This is a genomic window from Olsenella absiana, from assembly GCF_036408855.1.
GTDB lineage: Bacteria > Actinomycetota > Coriobacteriia > Coriobacteriales > Atopobiaceae > Olsenella_K > Olsenella_K absiana.
The window spans coordinates 158,093-174,565 of sequence record NZ_JAZGJQ010000004.1; the positions used below are offsets into that span (position 1 = coordinate 158,093).

Here is a 16,473-nt window from a genome sequence, read left to right on the forward strand (position 1 = left end):
CTCACTCGTCCCGGCGGCCCATCCCGGGGACGATGAGCCCGTTGGAGACGGCGTGCACCGCCAGGCGCAGGATGTTGTCGTAGCCGGTCTTGGCGAGGATCTCGGAAATGTGCCGCTTGACCGTGCCCTCGCTGAGGTAGAGCTCGGCGGCTATCTCCCTTCTCGTCTTGGACTCGCACACCAGGCGCAGGATGTCTATCTCCACCTGGGAGAGCTCCACGCCGTCGGGGATGATGCGCTGCTTGGAGAGGGGGAAGGTCGAGTAGCCCTCCATGGTCGAGCGGATGATGCCGAGCAGCTCGCCCGTCCCCACGTTCTTGTAGACGAAGCTGTCGACGCCCGCCTCCCGGGCGCGGTCGACGAAGGTTATCTCGGGCAGCCCGGTCATGATGACCACGCGGACGTCGGGCAGCGCCTCCTTGATGAGGCGCGCCGCCACGATGCCGCTCGAGTCGTTCTCGGTGCACACGTCGAGAAGCGCGCAGGTGGCCCCGGTGCGGCGCGTCGCCTCGAGCGCGTCCGCGGCGTCGGCGAGGGAGGCCACGACCTCCATGTCCTGCTGCGCGTTGATGGTGCAGGCGAGCGAGTCCCTGAGCATCGCCTGGTCCTCCACGAGCACGATGCGAATCATGCCTGCCCCCTCTCGTCGCTGGATTCCTGGGTGGGCGCGCCGGCCCCAGCCGTGGGCGCCTCGTCCGCCGGCTCCGTCCCGGCTGCCGGTCGCGCGCCGGCCGGCAGCACGACCTCGACGGAGAAGGGCGGGCCGCCCCTCACGGCGAACGAGGCACCCACGGCCGCCGCCTGCCGCCGCATGCCGGGGATCCCCGTCCCCTCGACGATGCTTGCCGGCGCCAAGCCGTCGTTCGTCACGCTCAGCGACGCCGCGCCGCCAGGGCCGCGGCAGATCCTCACGTCCACGCGCCGCGCCTGGGCGTGCTTCGCGGCGTTGGTCACCGCCTCGAGGGCAATCTCGGCGAACGCGCGGGCCACAGCCTCGTCCGCCGGAAGCTCGCCTACGACCCTGACGTCCACGCCCACGAGCGAGAAAGCGCTGCGGATGGCCTCCAGGCCGGCGCTCGCGGCGGGCAGGTCTTTCTCGGCGAGGTCGTCCATGATCCCGTTGAGGAGCCCGCAGATCCGCTCGAGCGCCTCCGGGTCGTCGCAGTCGTCCTCCAGGAAGCGGTGGAGTATCGAGAGGCGCGCGCCGATGGTGTCGTGGACGCGGGCCTTCACCCGCATGATCGCCTCGGCCTCGGCCACCCTCCGCACCTGGAGCATCGAGGCGCGCAGCTCCTCGTTCGCGGCCTCCAGGAGCCGGTTGAGGCTCTCGAGGCGCGCGTTGGTCGCCGCCTCCTCGCTCACGTCGAGCGCCATCACGCGCTCGCAGGGCGTCCCGCGCAGCCGCGCCCTGTCGCGCACGAAGAGGCAGGTCCTGCCGTCGCCCACGTCGACGAGCAGCCCGTCGCCCGTGGCCTCGCGCGCCTCCCCCTCGAGCCTCCCCCACAGCCCGCGCGCGTCCGCGAGGTCGGTCGAAAGCCCCAGCCGCGTCAGGGTCGCGCGCATGGCGTCGTTCATGAAGAGCACCTCGTAGCCCTCGTTCGTCCACATCACGCCTTCGGGCAGGGCGTCCAGCGCATCGATGAGCGAGAGCCGCGAGACCGAGGTCCTGCTCTCACGGACGTCGAGCGCCAGCGTCGCGGGGACGCGCGCCGCGAAGAGGGAGACGTCGGCGATCAGGAGCAGCGAGGACCCCTCCCCCAGGGCCTCGATGGCGGGCGGCGTGCAGAGGGCGAGAAGCGCCACCTCGCCCAGCATCCAGGGGCGACGCAGGCGGACGGCCAGGACTCCCCCCAGCACGGCGGCGAGGGCGTTCGCCCAGAGCAGCGACTCCAGCCCGAGGAGGATGGGGTGCAGCCACAGGAGGATGACCCCCTGGTTCTCCATGGCCGAGCTCGACACGGCGCAGGCGAAGAGCAGGTGGACGGCGAGCAGCGCCTCGTACCAGACGCCAAGCCAGCGCGGGCCGCCCTTCCGCCGCATCGAGGCGAAGCACGCGTGGACGGTCTGGCCGGCGGTGAGGAGGTAGGCGACCCCGCAGATCACGATCAGCGTCGACACCCTCATCGAGAAGAGGTGGCTCACGGCTCCCCACCCCCCTGTCGCACGGCTCGGGGCACGCGAACGCGGACCGCCGCGTTGAACGAGGTCGGGGACAGCTCGAGCGAGAGCTCGCCCCGGGAGCCGGCGAGGTCCTCCCGCAGGCGCGCCGCGGCGGCCTCTAGGCGCCCCGCGTCCATCCGCGCCGCGTCCAGCGCCGCCCGCAGCCCCACGCCCTTCTCGTCCTCGCTCACGTAGAGCATGAGGATGGGGTCTACGGCGAAGAGGGCGACCGAGACCACATCGTACAGGCAGTCGTAGAGCACGCTCACCACGGCGGCCGGCAGCTCGCCCTCCAGGCTCACCGCCGCGGCGCAGTCGACGCCGATGGAGCGCAGGTCGGAGACCGTTTCGTTGAAGACGAGCTGCAGGCGGTCGCGGTCGAACGCGGGGTCGCTCCTCTCGGAGAGGACGAGCGCCCCCTTCCGCTTGCAGTAGGCGACGAGGAGCTTGACCTCGACGAGCATGTCGCGCCTGCGCGCGCGGTCCTGCGCCCCGCTCCCCCTCGGCAGCGAGGCGATCAGCTCGCGCATGCGGCCCACCTTGTCCGCGATGGACCCCTCGACGTCCAGGAGCAGGCGCTTCTCGCTCTCGAGGCGCCACAGCTCGCGGCGCAGGCCGCTCTCGTGGCGAAGGACCTCGTTGCTCCTGCGCAGGCGGTCCTGCCGCTCGGTGAGCACGCGGCGCCGCTCGTCCAGGGGCGCCACGTCCTCGGTGAGCAGCGCCACCCCGCCGCTCACCCCGTATGCCTTGAAGAGCGCGTGGGGGACGGCGGAGGTCCGAAACCTCGTGACCCCGCCGCGCTCCTGCGAGCGCGCGACCCGCAGTGCGAGCTCGAGGGCGCAGGCGGGCGTCTGGGTGGCCGAGTCGGTGGCGAAGGCGACCGAGCCGTCGCGCGAGAGGACCTTGAGGTCGAGGGACAGGCGCGAGAACGCCTCGCCGTACCAGGCGTATGAGGGCAGGAGTCCGAAGTCCAGCGCGAGCTCCAGGAGCAGCACCACCACCAGGCAGTAGTTGAGGGAGAAGTTCGTCTTGACGGCAAGCTCGTGGCGCAGGGCGTACATGAGGCAGTAGGCGCCAAAGGGAACGGCGGCCATGACGAGGAGCGCGATGACGCCGCGCAGCCTCCGGCGCGACGCAGCGAGGAGGAGGGCGAAGAAGCCCAGGTACTCGGCCACGTAGACCGCGACCGCGAACCAGTAGCCCCAGTTGTAGGCGTAGGTCTCCTGCCAGTCTGGCCTCGACATGTCGAACGAGAAGACCTGCAGGTGAAAGGTGTTGGTGAGCACCAGGGCGACGACCGCGGCGCTCGTCGCCCAGGCGGCCCGCCTAAGGAGGCGCGCCCAGGGCCTCGAGTCCAGCGCGGAGGCGCGCAGGGCACACAGCAGGCAGAGCAGCGGGATGAGCGTCATCGGCACGTAGTAGAGGTACCAGAGGAAGGCTATGAGCCCGGGGTCGTCGATGGGATAGCGGTACTTGACGAGCACGTCGAGCATCCACAGGCCGACGAGCAGGGCCACGCCCTTGAGGCAGTGGCGTACCTGCGCGTCCGAGCACCGCACGTGGACCGAGAAGCCCCACAGCGCCGCGGCCGGCGCCATGAGGAGCACGAGCCCCGAGGTGGAGGAGGGTACCACGCCGTATGAGCCCGAGGGCCTGAGAGGCGACCCGCGCAGGAACCTGGCGCTGCCAGGCTCGGGGGCGGGTGCGCTGCCGAAGGCCTGCATGCCGAGAAGGACCAGGCACAGGAGGATCCCTCCGGCGCACGCGCCGGCGACGACCCTTCGCACAAGCGTGTCGTCAGACCTGCTCACGCGGGTGTCCCCCTCACTCGCGTCCCCAACGGCCGCGCGCCCCGGCGGAAGCGCCGGCGGCAGCCGATACGTCCATTCTAGTCTCGGGGGCTCGCGCCCTTTGGGTCGCGCGGCCAACGTTCGACGGGCGTTTTGGGACGCCCGGTGGTTCCGCCGTCGGGGTTCACGAATCACCCTGATGCCGAGGGCATGTGCGCCCGAAGGGCACGACGAGGAAGGAGCGTGGACCATGGGACTTCTGAGGGCTGGGATAGGTGCCGCAGGCGGGGTTCTCGCCGACTCCTGGCGCGAGTACTTCTACTGCGACGCGCTCGACGCGGACACCCTCGTCGCCAAGGGACGCAAGAGGACGTCCTCGCAGGGACGCTCGTCGAACGTCCTCGGCGAGGACAACATCATCTCGAACGGCTCCGTGATCGCCGTGAACGAGGGGCAGTACATGATCGTCGTGGAGCAGGGCGCGGTGGTCGAGGCCTGCGGCGAGCCGGGCGAGTTCGTGTTCGACAGCTCGACGGAGCCGACCCTGCTCTTCGGCGGGGGCGACTCGATCGGGGAGAGGATCCGGGCGTCGTTCGAGCGCGTGGGCACGCGCTTCACGTTCGGCGGCGACACGGGCAAGGACCAGCGCGTCTACTTCTTCAACGCCAAGGAGGTCGTGGGCAACAAGTACGGGACGGCGGCGCCCGTCCCCTTCCGCGTGGTCGACGACAACATCGGGCTGGACGTGGACATCTCCGTGCGCTGCAATGGCGAGTACTCGTACCGGATCGTCGACCCGCTCATGTTCTACAAGAACGTGTGCGGCAACGTCGAGGAGCCCTTCACACGCGACAGGATCGACTCGCAGCTCAAGAGCGAGCTGCTCACGGCCCTGCAGCCGGCGTTCGCGCGCATCTCGGCCATGGGCGTGCGCTACTCGGCGGTCCCCGCGCACACCAGGGAGCTCGCCCGGGCCCTCAACGCGGAGCTCTCCGAGTCCTGGGGGCAGACGCGCGGCATCGAGGTGGCGGCGCTCGGCGTGAACTCGATCATCGCGTCCCCCGAGGACGAGGCCATGATCAAGGAGCTGCAGAGGGCCGCGGTCATGAGGGACCCCACGATGGCGGCGGCGAACCTCGCCGCCTCGCAGGCGGACGCCATGCGCATGGCGGCGTCCAACAGCGCGGGCGCGGCCGTCGGCTTCATGGGCATGGGGATGGCCAACGCCCTGGGCGGCGGTGCCAACATGCAAGGGCTCTACGGCATGGGCGCGGCCGGTGGCACGACGGCTCCGGGCGGCGCGCCGGGCGGTCCTCGGGGCGTCGGGCCGGCGACGGGCGGCGCCACAGCGGGCGCGCCGGGTGCACCGAGCGCGGCGGGCACCGCAGCCGACGCCTGGACCTGCTCGTGCGGGGCGCAGAACACGGGGCGCTTCTGCGGCAACTGCGGGAGCCCTAGGCCCCAGCCTGCCGCCGGCCCCTGGACCTGCTCGTGCGGGGCGCAGAACACCGGGCGCTTCTGCGGCAACTGCGGGAAGCCCCGGCCGTAGGCCGAGCAGGCAACCCGTCGCCCCAGCGCCCGACGAACGACCGCGAGGCCCCGATGAGCTCGGGACCTCGCGGTCTTCTCGCATGAGACTTCTCCCGGGAGGATTCTCGCGGGAGGGTTGTCGCGGGAGGCTAGCCGATGAGGAGCTTGAGGTCCTCGTCGACCGTGGTGATGCCGCCGATGCCGAAGTTGTCGACCAGCACCTTGGTGACGTTGGGCGACAGGAACGCCGGGAGCGTGGGCCCGAGGTGGATGTTCTTCACGCCGAGGGACAGCAGCGCCAGCAGGACGATGACGGCCTTCTGCTCGTACCAGGCGATGTTGAAGGCGATCGGCAGGTCGTTGACGTCGTCGAGGCCGAAGATCTCCTTGAGCTTGAGCGCGATGAGGGCGAGCGAGTAGGAGTCGTTGCACTGACCGGCGTCGAGGACGCGGGGGATGCCGTCGATGTCACCGAGGTTGAGCTTGTTGTAGCGGTACTTGGCGCAGCCCGCGGTAAGGATCACGACGTCCTTCGGGAGCTTCTCGGCGAACTCGGTGTAGTAGCTGCGGGTCTTGTGGCGGCCGTCACAGCCGGCCATCACCACGAACTTGCGGATGGCGCCGGACTTGACCGCGGCGACCACCTTGTCGGCGAGGGCGAAGACCTGCTCGTGCGCGAAGCCGCCCACGATCGTGCCCTGCTCGATCTCCTCGGGGGCCTGGCAGGTCTTTGCCTGCTCGATCAGGGCCGAGAAGTCCTTGTTGCCCTCGGCGTCGGCGTCGATGTGCGCGCAGCCGGGGAAGCCCGCGGCGCCCGTGGTCCAGAGCCTACCCTTGTAGCTGTCCTTGGGAGGCACGACGCAGTTGGTGGTCATGAGGATCGGGCCGCGGAACTTCTCGAACTCCTCGGTCTGCTTCCACCAGGCGTTGCCGTAGTTGCCGGCGAAGTGCGGGTACTTCTTGAACGCGGGGTAGTAGTGGGCGGGAAGCATCTCGGAGTGCGTGTAGACGTCCACGCCGGTGCCCGCCGTCTGCTCGAGCAGCATCTCAAGGTCGCGCAGGTCGTGGCCGGAGACCAGGATGCCCGGGTTCTTGCGCACGCCGATCTCGACCTCGGTGACCTCGGGGTTGCCGTAGGCCTTGGTGTTGGCGGCGTCGAGCTGGGCCATGCCCTTGACGCCCCACGACCCGCACTCGAGGGTCAGCTTCACGAGGTCGTCGACCGAGAGGGAGTCGTCGAGGGTCGCCGCGAGGGCCCTCTGGAGGAAGGCGTCAATCTCGGGGTCGCGGACCAGCAGCGCGTCTGCGTGCGAGGTGTAGGCGGAGAGGCCCTTGAGGCCGTAGGTGATCAGCTCGCGCAGGGAGCGGATGTCCTCGTCCTCAGTGGCGAGGACGCCGACCTCGCGCGCCTTGGCGGAGAAGTCCTTGCGCGCGCCCTGCCAGAGGGCGGCGGCGGGCAGCCCCTCGGTGCTGCCCAGCGTCTGGGCGAGCTCCTTGTTGCAGGCGAGCGTCCGCTCGATGCGCTCGGTCACGGCCTCGGCATCGAAGTTGGCGTTGGTGATCGTGGTGAAGAGGTTGAGCGTGACCATGCGGTCGACCGCGACCGGCACCTCCTTGCCGGCATCGCGCAGGGCGCAGGCCAGGGCGGACGTGCCCTTGGTCACGTAGATGAGAAGGTCCTGGAGGCCGGCGACCTCGGGGGTCTTGCCGCAGACGCCGGCGCGGGTGCAGCCCTTGCATCCGGCGGTCTCCTGGCACTGGAAGCAGAACATCGGGGTGTCCATCATTTTCGCTCCTATCCTCAGGCGGTTGCCCTTATCGGTGCTTGGTTGGTTGCTTGGTTCGTGCTCGCTAGGCGAGGCCGACGGCGAGCGCCATCTTGAAGCGGGTGTCGGCCTTGACCGCGTGGCGGCCGCCCTTGGCGAAGCGGAAGCACTCCCCCGCCCTAACCTTGTTCTCGACGCCCTCGTAGGTGATCGTTGCTTCGCCGTCGAGCGCCATGACCAGCGCCTCGCCCGGAGCGGCGTGCTCGGAGAGCGCGCAGCCCTCGTCGAAGGCCATCACCACGAGCTTCATCCCCGGCGTGCGGAGCACGTCGCGGTTCACGATAACCCCGTCCTGGTAGGGCGCCAGCCCCGCGAGCTCCTGCGCGACGCCCGCCTCGATACCCTGCTTGTCCATGTTCGCTCCCTCGCATCCGAAATCGACATAGCCGGTGTCCGGACCGGCCTCGACACCAAAGAGCGCGCCAGCCGGGACGAGAAGGGCCTCGCCCGCGCGAACCGCGTGGTCCTTGTCGTCCACGCTCGCGGTAAGCTCGCCCGTGGTCACGAAGACCAGCTTCGCCTCCGGGTGGGACTCGGGGCTGATGCTCGTGCCCGCGCCCAGCGCGAAGTAGGTCGCACCGCCGGTGACCTCCCTCGAGATGGTACACCCCTCCACGGACGGGGTCTCGGACTCGAGCCGGAAGACCTGACCGTAGTTCCTTCCCATGTGAGCCCCCTTCTTCTAGACGCCGCGCGTGACGCCTCTGACACCGGACGGCTCTCGTCGCCTCTCGAGCCGGCCCCCGTCACCGCCGGGCCGACCCGCGTGGCCGCCGGGCCGTCTTTTGTCACCACGGCGCACTCATTTATCGACCACGGCTATTCTCCGATCGGCGATGGGTACAGTATGTGGTGGTGACCACATATGGAGAAAGAGGACGATGATATGGACGCCGCACCGGTGCAGGGGACCCCACTCTTCCGGGGCATGGAGCCCGCCTCGATCGATCGCGCCCTCTCGGCGCTCTTCGCGCAGGAGCGTCGCTATCGCAAGCAGGACCTCATACTGGGGGTTGGCACCATCACGGACCGCATCGGCATCGTGCTCGAGGGCAGCGTCACCATCGAGAGCAGAGACGTCTGGGGCAACCGCACCATCCTCGGCAGCATCGGACCCAAGAACGCCTTCGCCGAGTCCTACGCCCTGCTGGAGAACGAGCCGCTCCTCGTGGACGTGCGCGCCAACGAGGACTGCCGCGTCCTCTTCCTCAGGGTCGGCGCACTCGGGCGCCTGGCCAAGGAGCGACAGCCCTGGGCGATCGCGCTCGAGAACAACCTGCTCATGGACTCGGCTCGCAAGAACCTGATGCTCTCCCGCAAGAGCTTCTTCACCGCGCCCAAGGGCATTCGCGCGCGCGTGATGGCCTACCTCAACGCCCAGGCGGTCCAAGCCGGCTCGACGAGCTTCTCCATTCCCTTCGACCGCCAGCAGCTCGCCGACTACCTCAACGTGGACCGCTCCGCCCTCTCGAAGGAGCTGGGCCGCATGAGGCGCGAGGGGCTCATCGTCTGCCGCAAGAACCTCTTCACGCTCCTCACGCCGGAGGAGTGATGGCGGGCGCGAGGCGCATTCTAGTGCCCTTCTCCCCTATGCCACGAAGCCTCCGGCACGCAGCATCCAGAGCCACATAGTGAGCGTAAGCGCGCAGCCCGCCGTGGTCATCATCACGATGGTCGAGGTGAGGACGCCGTCGTGACCCATGTTGCGCGCCATCACGTAGCAGCTCACCGTGGAGGCGGAGCCCAGCATCACGAGCAGGGCGATGAGCTGCTGGTTACGAAACCCCAGGTGGATGGCCAGGGGCATGAAGACCGCAACGAGCCCCACGAGCTTTATGAGGCTCGCCACGCCGGCAACGCCCAGGCTCCCGCGCGCGGAGCGGAACCTGAACTGCGCCCCCATTGCCATGAGGCCCAGGGGCGTCGCGAGCACCGCCACGTTGCTGATGGTGGACGCCAGGATCTTGGGCACGGGCAGGCCCAGGAGCGACCACGCGAATCCCGCGGCGATCCCCAGGATGATGGGGTTGGTGACGACACCATGCGCCGCCTTTCGCACCATGGACTCCACAGACGGGCGAGAAGAGCCGTCCCCTCCTGCCGTGAGTGTGAGCACCACCACGGCGAACACGTTGTAGAGCGGGACGCTCCCCAGGATCATGAGGGCCGCCATGGTGGTGGGAGAGCTCCCATAGACGTTATTGATGAACGCGATGCCCAGGATGGCCGCCGAGCTGCGGTAGCTCGCCTGGACGAACTCACCGCGCTGGGGCACGTCCCGTACCACCAGGCGGGACAGCAACACGATCGCCGCCATGCTCGCCGCCGTGACGACAAAGCAGAACAGTACGAAGCGCCCATCCCAGGCGGCTACGAAGTCCTGCGTCGCAAGGTCCTGAAACAGCAGGACCGGCAGCGCCACCTTGAACACGAAGGCGTTGAGGTAGTCCGCGAAGCGGTCGTCCATCATCCCCAGGCGCCGCAGGAGCATGCCCAGCAGCATGGTGAGGAAGATGGGAGACGTCGCGTTGATGCTAAAGACGAGGCTGTCCACAGGGTTCCTTTCGCAACTCGCCCGCATCGGCGGCACGACAGCCGGCGATGCGACGGCACGGGGCATTGTAGCCCCGGGCGCGTCATGGCGACGCATCCGCAACGCCCCGGTTACCGCAGGCAAGGGCACGTGAATGGACGAGATTGGCGTGGTCAAGCGCCTGAGCGAGCTCGGCTTCACCGAGGACACGATCGACGATGCAGTGATCTTGCTCGCGACGCTCTCCGCAAGCCGCCGCAGCAGCTCCTGCATGCTAACCGCGCCGTCTTGGGACCTCGGCAAGCGGACCGTCGTCCACATGCTTCTTCCGCAGCCGCTCCACGTCACGCGCGAACGCCGGACTGAACTGGGCCTTAAGCCCACCCATTGGTTCAAGCCTTGTCATTGTCTTGCCTTACATACGGGGAGTTAATCCGTGACATCGGTCTCAGTAAGTCGGCCAGCACGTCCCTAAAGGTCGAGTCCCTTTACCCAGCCGTCGACGTCGCTTTCGCTCAGGTTCTCCCCGAAGCGCTGGCCGTCCTGCCAGTCGCCAGTTCCCGCAACCGTGGCCAGATTCTTTGCAGAGCTGCCCAGGCCGGAAGCTATGGACGTGCAGAACGGGATGACCTTCTTGCCCGTAAAGTCGTTGTCACTGGCGAAGTGAGTGATGGGCCAGGCGTAGTCGCCCCACCAGATTGGGTACCCCACAAGGACGGTGTCGTAGTCGGACCAGCCGTCCGGGGTCGTCTGCCGCAGAGACACGTCGCGAAGGCTCTGATCCTGGTATTCCTTGCTGACACGGCTGGTGTCATCGTTGTAGTCCAGATTGTCATCCGAGTAGACCTGGGTGGGCACGACCTCGAACGTGTCGCCACCGATGTCCTGGGCGATGCGCTCTGCGACACGCCTGGTGTGGCCCTGGGCCGAGAAGTACGTCACCAGAACCTTGCGGGAGCCACTTTCGCCCGCTGCGCCGTCGCTTGAGCCTGAGGCGGCAGCCGCAGATTGGGAGGAAGACTGCGAGGAGCTCGAACTGTCGCCAGCTTGTGCGGGCCTGCCGCTTGCGCATGCCGAAAGGCCCAACCCCGTTACGAGCGCAAGCGCACCCGTAACGAACGTCCTGCGAGTAAAGTCCGTGTGGTTCCCCATGCCTCACTCCTATCTTTCCGTGACGCCGACACCCGAACGAGCGCCGCGACCTGACAATACGCGAGCCAAAGCACCTAGGAACGCGAAGGGAAATCCCGCCAGCAGCACTTCGAGCACCCCATAGGCCACGGGCGCATCGACGGCGATGCCCGTGAACCCGTACGCAAACGCCAGGTGCACGGGGAATCCCATGACTACAAAGTCTTAGACACCCAGGGCAAGAAGTGCAAGGCAGGCTACAGCGGAGAACAGGCGCGCCGAGCCCTTTGCACTTCTCCACCAGCCCAGCAGGCCGCGACCGCAATGCGTCCCCACGTGGAATTGCGTCAGCACGTATATCCAGCATGCGATCCCCGCGTGCACGGAACGCGACGTCCAGACGCCCAGGGGGCTTGGCAGGCGCAGGGGCAGCACCGTCGTGAGCGGCCCAATCGTCAGCAGCATGACCACGCCCATTGCCACGAGCAAAAGGATGGGAACGGCGACCACCGCCCTCAGCGGCGTCCACCGTCCCCTAAAAAGCGCTCTCCACCAGGCGCGATTCAAAAGGTTATGGGCAATGGCCAGCACAAAGAAGCCGATGCCCAACCACTCGTGGATGGCGAATCCCGTGAGCGAGCGCACCACAAGGAATGTCAGGTCCAGGAGCATGGCCACGTCGACGAAAACCTTTATGCCCTTGCGCACGTTCCTCTGCACGTCGGTATTCCTAACTGCTTGCATGTTTGGGACGGAGGGGCGCTCGACTGGGGATGCACTCGATTGGAGGCGTGCAGTTCCAGACACGCTCGGCTAAAGGCGCCCTCGCAAATGAACAAACCTCCGTCCCCCGTTCACGTTACAGCTGCTCGTACGCCTGGGTGTCAACGGGCTCCAGCCACTCGGCGCTGGCGCCCTCGGCGGGCACGGCCAACGCGATGTGCTGGAACCACGAGTCCGCCGCGGCACCGTGCCAGTGCTTGACCTCGGGCTGGATGCTCACCACGTCGCCCGGCTTCAGCTCCTGCGCGGACTTGCCCCACTCCTGGTACCAGCCGCGGCCGGCGATGCAGATGAGCACCTGGCCACCCTTGTGGTGGATGTGCCAGTTGTTGCGGCAGCCTGGCTCGAAGGTCACGTTGGCGGCACCCAGCTGGGGGTCGCCCAGCGGGGCCAGCCAGCTGTTGCCCACGAAGTACTGCGCGTAGGCAGTGTTGGGCTCGCCCTTGGGGAACTCCCTGGAAAGGCCCGACGGGTCGGCAATGCGCACGTCATCCTGAGCCACGGGCTCGTCGTCCTTCCAGACCTCCTTTGCCAGGTTGAAGGCAGCCCAGCCCTTGGGCCAGCCGGCGTACATGGTTGCGTGCGTGATGATGGCTGCCGCCTCGGCGCGCGTGACACTGTGGTTGCGCGCGTTCTCCAGGTGGTAGCGCAGCGAACTGTCGGTGATGCCCTGCGAGATCAGGGCCACGATGGTGACGATGCACTTGGTCTTGGTGGAGATGGCCTCCTGGTCCCACACCTCGCCAAAGAGCACGTCGTCGTTGAGGTGCGCGAACATGGGGGCGAACTCGCCCAGTGCGTTCCTGCCTGCCGTCTGCTTCATGTCAGTTCCTCCTTATGCCAGGGCGGCCACGCGGCCAGCCCAATCCGTAACCTTGCGCGGATCCGTCACCATGCGGTCGCCGCCGTCGGACCCAAACGTGACCGTGAGCGGCTCGGCCACCCGCGCGCCCCTTGCCAGCGCCGCCATGTCGTCCAGTGCGGTGCCCTCCCAGCCGGCGCAGGTCGAGAAGGGCACAACGACCTTGCCGTTCCACTCCCGCGAGTTCAGCAGCGTGCGAACGGCGGGCGCCATGGTGTACCACCAGGTGGGCGTACCCACGGCAATCACGTCGTAGTCCGCCGGGTCATGATGCAGGGACATCAGCTCGGGCTCGAAGCCCTTCTCGACCTCGCGCTTTCCCTGGCTTACCGTCCGGTTGTAGTCCTTGGGGTAGGGCGCTGCGGTGTGAATGCGCTCAACGTCGGCGCCGCAGGCATCCGCAAGCTCCTGCGCCACGCGCTCTGTGTTGCCGTTTGACCAGCTGTAGTACAGGACCAGGACTCGTCCCATGGGCACCTCCGCTGTGGTTGCGTCGTCGGGCGCACGGCCCCTCTTGCTAGCTACTACGGTAGTGACAAGAGCTGGCAATGTAAAATGCCTATGTACGTGATTTTGTCATACGTTCTATCTATTTCTACTGATAAAAATCTAGTACCTAGACTGGTAGCCAGACGAGGCAACTACCCGGCCGATGCCGTAGGGAGACCTGTCACGACACCAGGATTGACCTCCAATATGCACCCAATAGGCATACAATGGGTATACATTGTACTGGGGATAGTTGATGGGAGGAATCATGTCGGAAGCAAGGCTAAGCATACGAACGGACCCTGACCTCAAGAAGCGGGCGCAGGAGCTTTTCAACCAGATGGGGTTCGATATCTCTACGGCGGTCAACATCTTCCTCCGCCAGTCGGTTCATGACCAGGCCCTTCCCTTCAGGCCCTCAGTCGAGGACCCCGACGGCATAGAGGCTCGCCGCCAGGCTGAAGCCGGTGAGGGCAAGCGTTACGCATCCGTATCCGACCTGATGGCAGACTTGGATGCTTAGGTCCATCCGTGCGTTGCCCATATTCGAGCGAGACATAAAGAAACTTCGCAAGAAGCATTTCGACATGGCACTGCTCCAGGATGCAATCACAGCACTGTTCGAGGAGGACGAGTCCACGCTCGTTAGGCTGCGAGACCATGCGCTCAAGGGCAACTGGAAGGGTTACCGAGAGCTGCACATTGATGCCGATTGGCTGCTCATCTACCAGGTCGAGAGAGAAGAATTGGAGCTCGTTTTGGTCAGGTCGGGCTCACGCGATAGTCTCCTGTAGGTGCTTTCTCTTGTTGGCATCGGCCTTCGAAGGACCCCGGCCAGCGAAACAATCCCTCTATCTACTTTTAAATGAGGCATTGCCATGGAACTGCGAACCCTGAGGTACTTCCTCGCCGTCGCGCGCGAGCAGAACATGACCGAGGCCGCCAACGTCCTGCACGTGACGCAGCCCACGCTGTCGCGCCAGATGGCCGACCTCGAGCGCCAGCTGGGATGCACCCTCTTTGTGCGCACGAACCGCGCGACCACGCTGACCGCGGACGGCATGCGCCTGCGCCAGCGCGCGGAGGAGATCATGCAGCTGGTGGAGCAGACCGAGGACGAGATGGGCACCAAGCGCGAGGTGGCGGGCGTCGTCCGCATTGGCGCCGGCGAGACCCAGGCCATGCGCGTGCTGACCGACGCCTTTGCCGAGCTGCGCCGCGACCATCCCCGCGTGACCTGCCAGCTCTACACCGGCAACGCCGACGCCGTGGAGGAGCGGCTGGAGCGCGGCCTTGTGGACTTTGCCCTGATGATCGAGCCAGTAAACGTGGAGAAGTACGACAGCCTCAAGCTGCCGACCCATGACACGGTGGGCGTCGTCGTGGGAACGCACGGCCCGTGGGCCACGCTGGACCGCGTGACGCCGCAGACCCTGGTGCAGATGCCGCTGCTCGTGAGCTCGCGCACCACGCACCGGACGTTTGACCTGGCCACCTGGTCAGGCGGCCTCGTTACGCCGGGACGCCTGAACGTGGTGGGCACCTTCGACCTCATCGGCAACGCCGCGCTCCTGGCAGAGGCGGGCACCGCATGCGTCCTCGGCATCAACCACCTGCTCCAACTACAAACCAACGCGCTGCGCTTCCTGCCGCTGGAGCCCGCCCTCACCACCGGGTCCGTGGTCGCGTGGAAGCGGCACAGGATCTTCTCGCCCGCGTGCGAGGCGTTCCTGGAACAGCTGCGGGCCACGCTGGAGCAGTGACTGCGCCGGCTACGCCCCGTAACGCGCGAGGATGTCGGCACGGTGCTGCAGCAGGTACTCGCGCATGAACGGGATCGAGAACGCCACGAACCCCGGCGCCGTGCTCTCGATTATCTGCCGCTTTATCAGAATCCTACGGTACGTGTTGGCGCTTGACGCCGGCATGCCCATGCGCTTGGCGATCTCTGACGTGGATGACGCGCCCTCGTCCTCGGTCATCGCCAGCAGGTAGTCCACGGCGGGTTTCGTCAGTCCGAATATGGCCGTCTCCAAGACCGACGAGCCAAACTCCTGCAACGCAACCTCGGAACCGCGCCTGGCATCCGCCAGCGTGATGGTGACGGACTCCCGCGAGTGCCGGCGCCCTTCTCGCCAGACGTAGTAGCCGACCAGCTGGATCAGGTACGCGTAGCCATGCGACTACCCGGCCGCGTAGGCCAGCGCGTCGTCGTCGATGTGCAGGCCCGACGCCTCGATCGTCTTCCTGAGTGCGCGGGCGACCTCTTCCGTTGGGATGCTGGCAAGCTCCTCCGCCTTCGCACGGCGCAGGAACGTGATTCCCTCGCCGTTCAGGAGGTCGAGCACTCCCGTGGTGATGCCCGCAAACAGCAGGCCAATGTCCTGCTGCTCCCGAATCATGTATTGGACGCTCGTGGCTATGGTTGCCATCTCCTCGTAGGAGGCGTCCTGCACCTCGTCCACGGTTATCAGCAGGCCCGAGCCGTGCTTGGTAAGCGAGCGCGTCGCGCGGGTCAGCACCTCCCGGAACGACAGCTCCTCCGCCGCGCCACCCAGATGCGCCTCCGCGGAAACGACGGGAAGCGAGATCTTGATGTCAAGCGACCTGAGCCGCGTGTCGTGTGCAAGCTGCTCCTGGATGGAGGCACAGAGCGGCTCCCTGCCCGACACGTTGACCACCGTCCAGCCACGGTCGGCGGCGATGTCACCCAGCTGGGTGAGAAGAACGGTCTTCCCCGAGCCTCCCAAACCCGTAATTCTCATGAGGCGACTCGGGGCACCAGGCCCTTTGTCCAAACCATCAACGAAATCATCGATTACGCCCTCGCGGCCAATGAGCACGGGCGGAGTCATGCCGGCCGTAGGCTTGAACGGGTTTATCAACTTCAGCGGCTTGGGCATGAGCTCCTCCCTTGCATTTGAATTGCACATGGGTACGGATGCTGTACTCGCTATCCGATGTGCGCCACCCAATGAGCCAAATCCAGACCCACGGAGACACCCCAAACGTGAAGCTCGGGAAGCACGGGCAGCGACCGCGGGTTAAAGCCGCAAGCAATAAGGCAGATCAGCATCAGTACGCCACCCACCGCGGCAACTACCAAGGCCACCAGCAGACAGGGCTTCCAAAAGCCTGCATTGCGTTGCCACCACGATCCCACGTGGGCAGGTTGATACCCCGCATCCGCCTGGTCGCCTTTTGCCGCTCGGACAAAAAAGTGCTTTAGCCAACGCGCATATTTTCGGCTCTTCGGTGGTTTCTGTGGGAGAGATTCCGGCATAGGCCCAGCTCAGCGGGCGAAAACAACGATCTGGAACTGAAACGGCCCCGGGAGGGGCCGTTTCCGCGTCATCCGCCTATGATTGC

18 protein-coding genes are annotated in these 16,473 nt (G+C 66.8%); 6 read left to right on the top strand and 12 right to left on the bottom strand.

The annotated features are described in order from the left end of the window. Position 1: 1 nt before the first annotated feature. Genes VXJ25_RS05540 through VXJ25_RS05550 form a run of 3 tightly spaced genes read right to left on the bottom strand, consistent with a single transcriptional unit; the run spans position 2 to position 3,971 of the window. Complete coding sequence (locus VXJ25_RS05540) at positions 2–631, bottom strand: response regulator transcription factor (RefSeq protein ID WP_330958221.1); 630 nt, start codon at positions 629–631, stop codon at positions 2–4. Then, positions 628–2,142 carry a sensor histidine kinase gene (locus tag VXJ25_RS05545; RefSeq protein WP_330958222.1) on the bottom strand — a complete coding sequence of 505 codons (1,515 nt, stop codon included), beginning with the start codon at positions 2,140–2,142 and terminating at the stop codon, positions 628–630. Before VXJ25_RS05545 ends, VXJ25_RS05540 begins: the two co-directional genes overlap by 4 nt. Continuing rightward, the gene (locus VXJ25_RS05550) at positions 2,139–3,971 is read right to left on the bottom strand and encodes a hypothetical protein (protein ID WP_330958223.1); all 1,833 of its coding nucleotides are present in this window, start codon (positions 3,969–3,971) and stop codon (positions 2,139–2,141) included. Before VXJ25_RS05550 ends, VXJ25_RS05545 begins: the two co-directional genes overlap by 4 nt. Positions 3,972–4,200: 229 nt before the next feature. Here VXJ25_RS05550 and VXJ25_RS05555 point away from each other — a divergent pair, with 229 nt between their 5' ends. Further along, positions 4,201–5,499: an SPFH domain-containing protein gene (locus VXJ25_RS05555; protein ID WP_330958224.1), complete on the top strand. Its 1,299-nt coding sequence runs from the start codon at positions 4,201–4,203 to the stop codon at positions 5,497–5,499. A gap of 130 nt (positions 5,500–5,629) precedes the next feature. Here VXJ25_RS05555 and hcp read toward each other — a convergent pair whose 3' ends face one another. Further along, on the bottom strand, positions 5,630–7,264 hold the full coding sequence (gene hcp, locus VXJ25_RS05560; protein ID WP_330958225.1) for a hydroxylamine reductase: 1,635 nt from the start codon (positions 7,262–7,264) through the stop codon (positions 5,630–5,632). Between the two features lie 67 nt (positions 7,265–7,331). After that, positions 7,332–7,973, bottom strand: a complete 642-nt coding sequence (locus VXJ25_RS05565; RefSeq protein WP_330958226.1) for a cupin domain-containing protein — start codon at positions 7,971–7,973, stop codon at positions 7,332–7,334. 198 nt (positions 7,974–8,171) lie between these two features. On the opposite strand from VXJ25_RS05565, the gene VXJ25_RS05570 reads away from it, so the two are divergent. Next, positions 8,172–8,858, top strand: coding sequence for a Crp/Fnr family transcriptional regulator (locus VXJ25_RS05570; protein WP_330958227.1), 687 nt, complete (start codon positions 8,172–8,174; stop codon positions 8,856–8,858). Positions 8,859–8,894: 36 nt separating this feature from the next. Here VXJ25_RS05570 and VXJ25_RS05575 read toward each other — a convergent pair whose 3' ends face one another. Beyond that, positions 8,895–9,860 (bottom strand): AEC family transporter, encoded by a 966-nt coding sequence (locus VXJ25_RS05575; protein WP_330958228.1) that lies wholly within the window; start codon positions 9,858–9,860, stop codon positions 8,895–8,897. 133 nt (positions 9,861–9,993) lie between these two features. Here VXJ25_RS05575 and VXJ25_RS05580 point away from each other — a divergent pair, with 133 nt between their 5' ends. Next, on the top strand, positions 9,994–10,272 hold the full coding sequence (locus tag VXJ25_RS05580) for a hypothetical protein (protein WP_330958229.1): 279 nt from the start codon (positions 9,994–9,996) through the stop codon (positions 10,270–10,272). A 38-nt stretch (positions 10,273–10,310) separates the two neighbouring features. On the opposite strand, the gene VXJ25_RS05585 is transcribed toward VXJ25_RS05580, so the two are convergent. The 4 genes from VXJ25_RS05585 to VXJ25_RS05600 all read right to left on the bottom strand — a co-directional run bounded on the left by VXJ25_RS05585 (position 10,311) and on the right by VXJ25_RS05600 (position 13,086). Next, entirely contained in the window at positions 10,311–10,781 is a 471-nt protein-coding gene (locus VXJ25_RS05585; protein ID WP_330958230.1) for a flavodoxin, read from the bottom strand. A 414-nt stretch (positions 10,782–11,195) separates the two neighbouring features. Then, positions 11,196–11,690 (bottom strand): hypothetical protein, encoded by a 495-nt coding sequence (locus VXJ25_RS05590; protein ID WP_330958231.1) that lies wholly within the window; start codon positions 11,688–11,690, stop codon positions 11,196–11,198. 139 nt (positions 11,691–11,829) lie between these two features. After that, entirely contained in the window at positions 11,830–12,576 is a 747-nt protein-coding gene (locus tag VXJ25_RS05595; protein WP_330958232.1) for a carboxymuconolactone decarboxylase family protein, read from the bottom strand. Positions 12,577–12,588: 12 nt separating this feature from the next. Beyond that, entirely contained in the window at positions 12,589–13,086 is a 498-nt protein-coding gene (locus tag VXJ25_RS05600; protein WP_330958233.1) for a flavodoxin, read from the bottom strand. A gap of 286 nt (positions 13,087–13,372) precedes the next feature. Between VXJ25_RS05600 and VXJ25_RS05605 the strand changes: the two genes are divergently transcribed. The 3 genes from VXJ25_RS05605 (at position 13,373) to VXJ25_RS05615 (ending at position 14,867) form a co-directional block, all read left to right on the top strand. Next, a complete protein-coding gene (locus tag VXJ25_RS05605; protein ID WP_330958234.1) occupies positions 13,373–13,627 on the top strand; it encodes a type II toxin-antitoxin system RelB/DinJ family antitoxin in 255 nt (84 codons plus the stop codon). Beyond that, positions 13,620–13,898: a type II toxin-antitoxin system RelE/ParE family toxin gene (locus VXJ25_RS05610; RefSeq protein WP_330958235.1), complete on the top strand. Its 279-nt coding sequence runs from the start codon at positions 13,620–13,622 to the stop codon at positions 13,896–13,898. The genes VXJ25_RS05605 and VXJ25_RS05610 overlap by 8 nt, the downstream gene beginning before the upstream one ends. 84 nt (positions 13,899–13,982) lie before the next feature. Beyond that, the gene (locus tag VXJ25_RS05615) at positions 13,983–14,867 is read left to right on the top strand and encodes a LysR family transcriptional regulator (RefSeq protein WP_330958236.1); all 885 of its coding nucleotides are present in this window, start codon (positions 13,983–13,985) and stop codon (positions 14,865–14,867) included. 9 nt (positions 14,868–14,876) lie between these two features. On the opposite strand, the gene VXJ25_RS05620 is transcribed toward VXJ25_RS05615, so the two are convergent. Together VXJ25_RS05620 and VXJ25_RS05625 are read right to left on the bottom strand one after the other, a co-directional pair. After that, entirely contained in the window at positions 14,877–15,104 is a 228-nt protein-coding gene (locus VXJ25_RS05620) for a hypothetical protein (protein WP_330958237.1), read from the bottom strand. 183 nt (positions 15,105–15,287) lie between these two features. Then, on the bottom strand, positions 15,288–16,007 hold the full coding sequence (locus tag VXJ25_RS05625; protein WP_330958238.1) for an ATP-binding protein: 720 nt from the start codon (positions 16,005–16,007) through the stop codon (positions 15,288–15,290). Positions 16,008–16,473 lie beyond the last annotated feature (466 nt).

Coding starts and splice junctions, on each gene's coding strand:
- VXJ25_RS05600 (WP_330958233.1), bottom strand. CDS start 13,086: ATGGGACGAGTCCTGGTCCTGTACTACAGCTGGTCAAACGGCAACACA.
- hcp (WP_330958225.1), bottom strand. CDS start 7,264: ATGGACACCCCGATGTTCTGCTTCCAGTGCCAGGAGACCGCCGGATGC.
- VXJ25_RS05580 (WP_330958229.1), top strand. CDS start 9,994: ATGGACGAGATTGGCGTGGTCAAGCGCCTGAGCGAGCTCGGCTTCACC.
- VXJ25_RS05555 (WP_330958224.1), top strand. CDS start 4,201: ATGGGACTTCTGAGGGCTGGGATAGGTGCCGCAGGCGGGGTTCTCGCC.
- VXJ25_RS05615 (WP_330958236.1), top strand. CDS start 13,983: ATGGAACTGCGAACCCTGAGGTACTTCCTCGCCGTCGCGCGCGAGCAG.
- VXJ25_RS05595 (WP_330958232.1), bottom strand. CDS start 12,576: ATGAAGCAGACGGCAGGCAGGAACGCACTGGGCGAGTTCGCCCCCATG.
- VXJ25_RS05625 (WP_330958238.1), bottom strand. CDS start 16,007: ATGCCCAAGCCGCTGAAGTTGATAAACCCGTTCAAGCCTACGGCCGGC.
- VXJ25_RS05605 (WP_330958234.1), top strand. CDS start 13,373: ATGTCGGAAGCAAGGCTAAGCATACGAACGGACCCTGACCTCAAGAAG.
- VXJ25_RS05570 (WP_330958227.1), top strand. CDS start 8,172: ATGGAGAAAGAGGACGATGATATGGACGCCGCACCGGTGCAGGGGACC.
- VXJ25_RS05540 (WP_330958221.1), bottom strand. CDS start 631: ATGATTCGCATCGTGCTCGTGGAGGACCAGGCGATGCTCAGGGACTCG.
- VXJ25_RS05610 (WP_330958235.1), top strand. CDS start 13,620: ATGCTTAGGTCCATCCGTGCGTTGCCCATATTCGAGCGAGACATAAAG.
- VXJ25_RS05565 (WP_330958226.1), bottom strand. CDS start 7,973: ATGGGAAGGAACTACGGTCAGGTCTTCCGGCTCGAGTCCGAGACCCCG.